Raw genomic sequence first — 9300 nt, 5'->3', positions numbered from 1 at the left:
GTGAACCACCCCGAAGATCCCGACGTCCACCATCACAGTACGGCGGCACGGGATCCACGGGGGTGGTTCCGTGCCGCCGTACTTCGCGTACGGATCAGTGCCGGCTGAGCGCGCGACGCCACACGGGAAAGTCGAAGTAGGTGTCCGGGAAGGTCTCCGGCCGGAAGGTGTAGTGCCACCACTCGTTCTCGTAGTTCGCGAAGCCGGCCTTCTCCAGTCCGTGCTTCAGCAGCAGCCGGTTCGCCCGCTGCTCGCCCTTGATGCGCGGATCGAGCGTGTGAGCGAGCGTGTCGAAGCAGTCGTAACCGGTGCCCATGTCGAGGGAGTTGTCGGGGAAGCGGACATTCTTCGGAGCGAAGCAGGGAACCAGCGGCTCACCCGGCCGGTACGGCCGGGTCGGCCGGGCGGGCAGCCGCACCAGGGTCAGATCGACCGTACTTCCCCTGCTGTGCCCCGACTTCTCGGCGATGTAGCCGTCTTCGAAGAGCCGGTCCTTCGCGACCCGCGGATAGAACTCACCCTTCATCCGCTCGTCGTCCAGATCCTTCGCCCAGTCGACGAAGTGATCGACGGCGCGCTGCGGCCGGTAACAGTCGTACATCTTCAGCGAATAGCCGCGCCCGAGGAACGAACGCTGTGCCCTGCGCAGCGCCTCGGCGGTGTCGCGGGTGACGATGCACATGCGCTGCCGGTAGCCGCGCACGGGCTCGCCGACGAAGTTGTGCCGCGTCGGGTAGCGGTTCTCCTGAAGGATGCTCGGAGCCACGTCGCGCAGCGCGACGAACTCCTTCGGTGCCGTGGGCTCCTGGGACGCCCGGTGGCCCGGCTTCTCCTGCGCGGGGAACCCTGTCGGCCCCGCGGACGCCGCGGATGCGGGGGTGACGAGGGTCGCGCAGGCGAGCAGCACTGCGGCGAGCCGGGAGCCGCTGAATCTTCCTCTGAATGACATGGCCATTCCTCTATCAGGTGCGCAGGCGCACCGGGTAGCCCACTGCACCCCCGTCTTCCTGTGCCACCAGCGTCTCGCCGCCCCGCAGGCGCACGGTGAACCGCTCAGCCGGCGCCGGTTCCCGGCCCTCACCCGCGTCGCCGATCAGCAGCCCGCTGCCGGTTCGTCCCGGAGCGGGCGGCCATACCTCCAGCTCCGTGGCGCCGTCCGCGCCCGCCACCGGTATCGCCGCACCGGCCCGTGCCAGCACCGGTATACGGGAGGGCGGCGCCTCGAGGACCACCTCACCCCCGCCCTCGTGTACCTCGCCCGTGGCCGTGTCGTACCACCGTCCGTACGGCAGCCGCACCGGGCGGCGCCGCGCGCCTTCGTTCAGCACCGGCGCCACCAGCAGCGCGTCGCCCAGCAGAAAGGCGTCGTCGCACTCCCGCAGCGCCCGGTCCCGGGGATGCTGCCACCACAGCGGCCGGACGTACGGGGCACCCGTGCGATGTGCCAACTGGGCCAGGGTGCTGAAGTACGGCAGCAGCCGCTCCCGTTCCGCCATCGCCGAAGCGCAGTCCGCCAGCACCCGCGGACCGAATTCCCATGGTTCCCGCCGCCCTGCACGCTGTGCGGCGCGGGTACGGAACAGCGGCAGATACGCGCCCAGTTGGAACCAGCGCAGGAACAGCTCGGGCGAGGGCGAACCGGTGAACCCGCCGATGTCCGGGCCCGAATACGGCACTCCGCACAGTCCCAGACCCAGGACCAGCGACAGCGATGCGCGCAGCCCCGCCCAGTCGGTGGCCGGCTCACCGGAGCAGGCGCCGCCGTAGCGCTGCATGCCCGCCCAGCCGGAGCGTGAGATGAGGTACGGGCGTTGCTCCGGCCGCGACCGGCTCAGCCCCGTATGGGCCGCTTCCGCCATCATCAGCGCGTAGACGTTGTGGGCCTCCCGGTGGTCACCGCCGCGCCCTTCCAAGGCGTGCCGTGCGGAGCGTGGCAGCGTACGGTCGCCGAAGGCGGCGAAGACCGTGGGCTCGTTCATGTCGTGCCACGCCCCGGCGAAGCCGTCCGCCAGCCGCCCCGCGTACAGCTCGGCCCACCACTTGCGCGCCCGCGGCTCGGTGAAGTCGGGGTAGACCGCCTCGCCCGGCCAACCCACTCCGCGCACCTCCCGGCCCCGCGCGTCCCGTACGAACGCGTCCACAGCCGCACCGCTGTCATGGACCGCGTTGCCCGGTTCGGCCTTGACCGCCGGCCCGATGACCGACACCAGACGCACACCGTCCGCGCGCAGTTCGGCGGCCAGCCTGGGCAGACCGGGGAAACGGGCGCGGTCGACGGTGAAGACGCGGCCACCGTCGTAGTGGTCGGCGTCCAGGTGCAGCGCGCGCAGCGGCAGCCCCCGCTCCCGGTAACCCGCCGCTATCCGCCGTACCTCCCGCTCACCTGCGGTGAAGCGGCGCGCGTGCTGATGGCCGAGCGCCCAGGCGGGCGGCAGCGCGGGCGGGCCGGACAGCAGTGCCCAGCCGTGCAGCACACGGGCGGGTGGGCCCACGATCACCCAGTAGCGCAGCGGCCCGCCGGTCATCCGCAGTTCGCTGCGGCCGTTCCTGTCGTGTCCCGAACCCTGGCCCTCCAGGCCCTCGCTGAACGTCACCCGGCCGTCCCAGGAGTTGTCATGGAAGACCAGATGGGTTCCCACATCCGCGACGACCAACTGGAGCGGCATCGTGATGTACAGCGGATCCTGAGGCGGACCGAAGGCACCCTGCTGACCGGTGTTCCACAGCCGGTAGGAGCCGTTTCGCAGGCGGGGGCCCGACGCCCGGCCGCCGAGACCGAAGAAATGAGCATCTGGGGCCACTTCGGCGCGCTGCAGCCAGCGCGCGGCCGACGGCCCCGTACACGCCGTCCCCGGCTCCGCCCCGGGCTGCGCTTCCCGCTCCGGCTCCCACCAGCGTGGCGGCAGCTCCCGGCGCAACAGCGCACCGCCCGGCGTCCGCACTTCCACGGTGCCGTGCCGGGACACGGTCAGCAGCAGCCGCTCGGAGACCACCCGCCACCCGCCGTCCTTGTCCGGCTCCAGCTCCGCGCGGGTGTCCGGCCCGGGGACCCGGCCGCCCAGCGCGTACGACGGCTCGGGCTCCGCGCCGTCCCAGCCGAGGAAGACGGCACCGCCCACGGCCACCCGCACCGACAACGACGAACGCTCGAACCGGATCACCCCGCCGCCCGCCCGTGGCTCCATCCCCCGTGCCCGGCCTGGCACCCGCGCCCGTTCGGCACCCGGCGGCGGCAGTGCCACGGCGTCCGCGCGGCGCCGTCGCCACGCCGCCCGTACGGTCCCCACCCGCCATGCCGCGGCGACCGTCTTCACCGACCGCATCAGGCCACGCGCATCCATGACGGTTACCCTGCCATCGGGGCGGAACCTCGTCAGGGGCGTTCAACTGGCGTTCATTCAGCGACCACCTGGCCTTCTCGTGCGCCCCCCTGCGCCCCCCTGCGCCCCTGGGTACGCGCCCCTGCGCGCCGCGCCGGGACGCCGGTGGGACCCTGGTGGGGCCCGCGGTGGGTCGTGGTGCGGCCACACGCCCGGTGACCCTGGCGTGTGGTGTCCGCCATGGCGCGACAGATGATCAGGTGGCATCGTCCTGCCCAGCCGCCGAGTACGCCCACAGGCGTGCCGCCAGCCCAGCCGGACCAGGAGCCGCCATGACCACAGCGCACAGCACACCGCAGCCGCAGCCCATCGTGCCGGAGCCCCTCTGGCAGCCGGGCCCGGACCGCATCGCTGGTGCGCAGATCACCCGGTTCCAGGCATGGGCTTCCGAACACCACGGCGCACCCGCGGCCACGCCCGGGGACCCGGCCGCCGCCTACGCGGCACTGCACCGCTGGTCCGTCGAGGAGCTGGCCACGTTCTGGCAGGCCCTCACGGAGTGGTTCGAGATCCGCTTCTCCACGCCCTACGAGTCCGTTCTGGCCGACCCCGCTATGCCCGGTGCCACCTGGTTCCCCGGCGCCACGCTCAACTACGCCGAACACGCACTCCGGACGGCCGAGGATCCCGCGCGCGTCGACGACGCCGCACTGCTGCACGTCGACGAGGAGCACGAGCCCCGGACCATCACCTGGGGGGAGCTGCGCGGCCAGGTGGCCTCGCTCGCGGCGGAGCTGCGCCGTCTGGGCGTACGGCCGGGGGACCGGGTCAGCGGCTACCTCCCCAACATCCCCGAAGCGGCCATCGCCCTGCTGGCCACCGCCGCCGTCGGCGGTGTGTGGACCTCGTGCGCCCCCGACTTCGGCGCCCGCAGCGTCCTGGACCGTTTCCAGCAGGTCGAGCCGACAGTGCTGTTCACCGTCGACGGATACCGCTACGGCGGCAAGGAGCACGACCGGCGCGAGACCGTCACCGAACTCCGCCGCGAACTGCCCACCCTGCGCGCTGTCGTACACGTCCCCCTCCTCGGCACCCCGGCCCCCGACGGCACCCTCGAATGGTCCGACCTCACCTCCGCGGCCGACGACTCGGGGAGCGGCGCACCCGTCTTCGAGCAGGTGCCGTTCGACCACCCGCTGTGGGTGCTCTACTCCTCCGGCACCACCGGCCTGCCCAAGGCCATCGTCCAGTCGCAGGGCGGCATCCTGCTGGAACACCTCAAGCAGCTCGGCCTGCACAACGACATCGGCCCGGACGACCGCTTCTTCTGGTACACCTCCACCGGCTGGATGATGTGGAACTTCCTCGTCTCCGGCCTGCTCACCGGCTGCACCGTCGTCACCTACGACGGCAGCCCGGGCTACCCGGACGTCACCGCCCAGTGGCGCGTGGCCGCCCGTACGGACACGACGTTCTACGGCACGTCCGCCGCGTACGTCATGGCCTGCCGCAAGGCGGACATCCACCCCGGCCGCGACCTGGACCTCTCCCGGATCAAGTGCGTGGCCACCACCGGCTCCCCGCTGCCGCCCGACGGCTTCCGCTGGATCCACGACGAGATCTCCGAGGACATGTGGATCGCCTCCGTCAGCGGCGGCACCGACGTGTGCAGCTGCTTCGCCGGTGCCGTGCCCACGCTCCCCGTGCACACCGGGGAGCTGCAGGCCCCCTCACTCGCCACCGACCTGCACTCCTGGGACCCGCACGGCAAGCCGCTCACCGACGAGGTCGGCGAACTCGTCGTCACCAGTCCGCTGCCCTCCATGCCGGTCCGCTTCTGGAACGACCCGGACGGATCGCGCTACCACGACAGCTACTTCGAGATGTTCCCCGGCGTCTGGCGGCACGGGGACTGGATCACCCTCACCGGCCGCAACACCGTCATCATCCACGGCCGCTCCGATTCCACGCTCAACCGGCAGGGCGTACGGATGGGTTCGGCCGACATCTACGAGGCGGTCGAACGACTCCCCGAGATCCGCGAATCCCTCGTGATCGGCGTCGAACAGAGCGACGGCGGCTACTGGATGCCGCTCTTCGTCCACCTCGTCGAGGGCGCCGTCCTCGACGACACCCTCCGTGACCGCATCAAGGGCGCCATCCGCGAAGGACTGTCACCTCGGCACCTGCCCGACGAGATCATCGAGATCGAGGGCGTGCCGCACACGCTGACCGGCAAGCGCCTCGAAGTACCGGTCAAACGCCTGCTCCAGGGCGCACGGCTGGAAAAGGCGGTCAACCCCGGCTCCGTCGACAACGTCGAACTGCTCCGCTTCTACGAACGGCTGGCGGACGATCGCACCGGGTGACGCACGTCGTCCCCGACGACGATGTCAGACCCCTCGATTACGGTGAGTGAGCAAGTGATCCGTAGCGCCGAGGGGGAGACCATGGCACACAGCAGAAGCCGCAAGCGCAGCCGGTACCGGGCGCTGCGCCGCGAAGTGCCGAGCATCGTCGGGGTGCTGGCGGACGAGACGCATTTCGCCCGCATGCGTGGCTACGCTTCCTTCACCTTCGGCGATCACCAGAACTATCTGCGCCGGCTGGAAGGACTGCTGCGGGCACTCGCCGCACAGCATGTGCACCTCCACGTCGCGCTCTTCGACCCGGTCGGCTTCGAACTGTTCTGCCAGGAGGAGCGGCTCGACCCCGACACCTCCGCCAGCCGCACGCGCTACACCGCGGAGGTCGCGACCCTCGGCACCACCATGCCCTACCGGGGCCAGCCGATCGGCCAGTTGCTCCCACAGCTCCTCGACGCGCACGCCTGCCGCCTCACCTGGGAGGCGGGGGCGGACGTGCTGGCACACACCGGCACCTGCACGGAATGCGGTGCCGACATCGGGCGTGCCGTCTTCGACCGGGCCGCCCGGGCGCTGGCTCTGGTGCTGGAAGCGGCCGGCACCGGCACCCACCATCTGGTCGGCAGTGTCGCGGTCCCCGGGATCCCCCTGGTCACCGCACTCGATGTGCGAAGAGCCCCCGATGGAGAGCTGCACGCCCAGGAGGAGGCCGCCCTCGCCCTCACCACCGCCCTGGCCGCGGGCCTCGCCACCGCGAGCCCGGGCGGGCTCGTACTGCGCACGGACCCGGCGGACGAGGACGGGGCGGCGCGCGATCTGGTCCGCGGCTGGCGCCTCGATCCGGAGACGTGCTGGCTGCGGGCCCTGACCGCCGCCGAGGTCTTCGCGGCCTACTGCACCGATCCCGTGACCCGTGAACCTGTCGCTCCCGAGCCCGGCGTCGAGCACGCGCCAGGCTTCGACCTGCCCGCCCCCGGAGGTGACCCGCACTGCTGAGGCCGCCCCCGGGCACGGTCGCGCTCATTCGCCGGAAAGGACCGCCCGTGCCGCGACCTGGGCGTCACCCGCGCTGTCGGCGGCCCGCGCGGCGGACGCGGCACGCTCGCACTGCGCCAGCGTGTGCTTGGCCAGCGTGGCCCGCACGTACGGAATCGAGGCCGCGCCCATCGACAGACTGGTCACACCGAGCCCCGTCAGCACACAGGCCAGCAGCGGATCCGCAGCCGCCTCGCCGCAGACACCACAGCTCTTGCCCTCGGCCTCCGCCGCCTCGGCGGCCAGCGCCACCAGATCCAGCAGGGCGGGCTGCCAGGGATCCTGCAGCCGGGAGACGGCGCCCAGCTGACGGTCGGCGGCGAAGGTGTACTGCGCGAGGTCGTTGGTGCCCAGCGAAAGGAACTCCACCTCCTGCAGAACCGACCGGGCCCGAAGCGCCGCGGACGGAATCTCCACCATCGCCCCGAACTTGGCCCGCAGTCCGGCCGCGCGGCAGGCGTCCGCGAAGGCCTTGGCGTCGGTGCGGTCGGCCACCATCGGGGCCATCACCTCGAGGTAGACCGGCAGGCCATCGGCGGCCTTGGCGAGCGCGCCGAGCTGATCCCGCAGCACCTCGGGATGGTCCAGCAGCGTGCGCAGTCCACGCACACCGAGCGCCGGATTGGGCTCCTCGCCAGGGGTGAGGAAGTCCAGCGGCTTGTCCGCGCCCGCGTCCAGCACCCGGACCACGACGCGCCCCTCGGGGAACGCCTCCAGCACCTGCCGGTAGGCGGAGACCTGCTTCTCCTGCGACGGTGCCTTCGCGCTGTCGTCCAGAAAGAGGAACTCGGTACGGAACAGTCCCACGCCCTCCGCGCCCGCCTCGAGCGCCGCGGCCACGTCCGCGGGCCCGCCGACGTTCGCCAGCAGCGGCACCTTGTGACCGTCCGACGTGGCCCCCGGACCCTTGCTGGAGTCCAGCGCGGCCTTGCGCTCCGCGGCCAGCCGGGCCAGCGCGGCCTGCTCCGCCTCGCTCGGCGCCACCGTGATCTCACCTGTGCTTCCGTCCACCGCGACGACGGTGCCCTCGGCCACCGCACAGGCACCCGGCAACGCCACGACCGCGGGCACGCCCAACGCCCGGGCCAGAATCGCGCTGTGACTGGTCGGTCCGCCCTCTTCGGTCACGAAGCCCAGGACCAGGGCCGGGTCGAGCAGTGCGGTGTCGGCAGGAGCGAGGTCGCGCGCGACGAGTACGTAGGGGTGATCGCTGTCCGGCACGCCCGGCATCGGTACGCCCAGCAGCCGCGCCACGATCCGGTTCCGCACATCGTCCAGGTCGGCCACCCGTCCCGCGAGATACTCGCCCGCGTTCGCGAGCAGCGCACGGTAGGCGGCGAACGCGTCGTAGACCGCTCGCTCCGCACTGCTCCCGACGGCGATACGCCGCTCGACGTCGGCCACCAGCTCCGGGTCCTGGGCCATCATGGCCTGCGCTTCCAGAACGGCCTGCGCCTCGCCGCCCGCCAGATTGCCGCGCGCCATCAAGTCGTTGGCCACAGCTTCCACCGCCTGGCGCGACCGCTGCTGCTCCCGCGGCGCGTCCTCCTCGGTGATCTGCTTGGCCGGCGGCTCCAGGACGGCGGTACCCATGTGCCTTACTTCGCCGACCGCCACTCCGTGACTGACGCCGACGCCTTGAAGCGTTCTGTCCATCTCACCCGTCTCCGGTCGGTGCGGTGGCCGCGGCCACCGCCGTGGTTCTCGCGTACCCGGCCCGCCCGCGCAGGGCGGGTACGGGGGTCACTTCCAGTTGAACAGTGTCGTGCTCAGCTCGATGTCGCCCTCTTCGATGACAGCGGCAAGCGAGTCGGCGTCGGCCTCGAGCGCGATCACCGGAGAGATCGGCGACTTGCCGGCCGCTTCGACGGCGGCCGGATCCCAGCGGACGATCGGATCTCCACGCTGCACCGTGTCCCCCTTGGCGGCACGGAGTTCGAAACCCTCGCCATTGAGCTGCACGGTGTCGATCCCGAGATGAACCAGCACACCGTGGCCGTCCGCGTCCACCACCACGAAGGCGTGCGGGTGCAGCGAGACGATGACGCCGTCCACCGGCGCGACCGCCGTGGTCGGCTGACGCAAGGGATCGACAGCGGTGCCGGGGCCCACCATCGCGCCGGCGAACACGGGGTCCGGTACGGCCGACAGTGCGACGGCCTGTCCCGTCAAGGGGGACGTCACGGTGGTCATGGGATGCCTCCCGATGAGGATCGAACAGCCGCCGTCGCTACCTGTCCCGGACGGCGCACCGTTCAGAGCGTAAGTCATGGGAACGGCCTGTTCCCTGCGGGCGCGGGGGCGTGGCGTGAACCTCACGCTCTGCGTGCGGACCTGGGGCTTCCGCGAAACCGATTTGCCCGCGTCCCGGCGGAGCGGTACTGTCAACCCCCTGCCCAGCGCCGACAGCTGGGTGAGCCGCCCCAATTTCGTTACGGGGCAAGGAGCTTGGTAGAGTCGGAAACACCGAGAGGGAAGCGCCCGGAGGGGCCCTGTGAGGGGTTGCGAAGGTAGCGTCCGTTCTTTGAGAACTCAACAGCGTGCTAAAAGTCAACGCCAGATATGTTGATACCCCGTCC

6 protein-coding genes are annotated in these 9300 nt (G+C 71.5%); 2 read left to right on the top strand and 4 right to left on the bottom strand.

Annotated features, from left to right (window positions below):
- Nucleotides 1-94: 94 nt before the first annotated feature.
- Complete coding sequence (locus ACRDP3_RS14005) at nt 95-949, bottom strand: M15 family metallopeptidase (RefSeq protein WP_431517251.1); 855 nt, start codon at nt 947-949, stop codon at nt 95-97.
- A gap of 13 nt (nt 950-962) precedes the next feature.
- Nucleotides 963-3341, bottom strand: coding sequence for a glycoside hydrolase family 31 protein (locus ACRDP3_RS14000; RefSeq protein WP_431517250.1), 2379 nt, complete (start codon nt 3339-3341; stop codon nt 963-965).
- A 311-nt stretch (nt 3342-3652) separates the two neighbouring features.
- Here ACRDP3_RS14000 and ACRDP3_RS13995 point away from each other — a divergent pair, with 311 nt between their 5' ends.
- Together ACRDP3_RS13995 and ACRDP3_RS13990 are read left to right on the top strand one after the other, a co-directional pair.
- Nucleotides 3653-5689, top strand: coding sequence for an acetoacetate--CoA ligase (locus tag ACRDP3_RS13995; protein WP_431517249.1), 2037 nt, complete (start codon nt 3653-3655; stop codon nt 5687-5689).
- A gap of 81 nt (nt 5690-5770) precedes the next feature.
- On the top strand, nt 5771-6682 hold the full coding sequence (locus ACRDP3_RS13990; RefSeq protein WP_431517248.1) for a hypothetical protein: 912 nt from the start codon (nt 5771-5773) through the stop codon (nt 6680-6682).
- 24 nt (nt 6683-6706) lie between these two features.
- Here ACRDP3_RS13990 and ptsP read toward each other — a convergent pair whose 3' ends face one another.
- Both ptsP and ACRDP3_RS13980 read right to left on the bottom strand, forming a co-directional pair.
- Nucleotides 6707-8377, bottom strand: a complete 1671-nt coding sequence (ptsP, locus tag ACRDP3_RS13985; RefSeq protein ID WP_431517247.1) for a phosphoenolpyruvate--protein phosphotransferase — start codon at nt 8375-8377, stop codon at nt 6707-6709.
- Between the two features lie 87 nt (nt 8378-8464).
- Nucleotides 8465-8914, bottom strand: a complete 450-nt coding sequence (locus tag ACRDP3_RS13980) for a PTS sugar transporter subunit IIA (RefSeq protein ID WP_431517246.1) — start codon at nt 8912-8914, stop codon at nt 8465-8467.
- Nucleotides 8915-9300: the final 386 nt, after the last annotated feature.

It is taken from the genome of Streptomyces sp., assembly GCF_050698815.1.
In the GTDB taxonomy this organism is placed as follows: domain Bacteria; phylum Actinomycetota; class Actinomycetes; order Streptomycetales; family Streptomycetaceae; genus Streptomyces.
This window is presented reverse-complemented; position numbering and strand designations above follow the sequence as displayed.

Excerpts from the sequence above, each read along its gene's own strand:
- ACRDP3_RS14005 (WP_431517251.1), bottom strand. The coding sequence starts at position 949 with ATGTCATTCAGAGGAAGATTCAGCGGCTCCCGGCTCGCCGCAGTGCTG.
- ACRDP3_RS14000 (WP_431517250.1), bottom strand. The coding sequence starts at position 3,341 with ATGGATGCGCGTGGCCTGATGCGGTCGGTGAAGACGGTCGCCGCGGCA.
- ACRDP3_RS13995 (WP_431517249.1), top strand. The coding sequence starts at position 3,653 with ATGACCACAGCGCACAGCACACCGCAGCCGCAGCCCATCGTGCCGGAG.
- ACRDP3_RS13990 (WP_431517248.1), top strand. The coding sequence starts at position 5,771 with ATGGCACACAGCAGAAGCCGCAAGCGCAGCCGGTACCGGGCGCTGCGC.
- ptsP (WP_431517247.1), bottom strand. The coding sequence starts at position 8,377 with ATGGACAGAACGCTTCAAGGCGTCGGCGTCAGTCACGGAGTGGCGGTC.
- ACRDP3_RS13980 (WP_431517246.1), bottom strand. The coding sequence starts at position 8,914 with ATGACCACCGTGACGTCCCCCTTGACGGGACAGGCCGTCGCACTGTCG.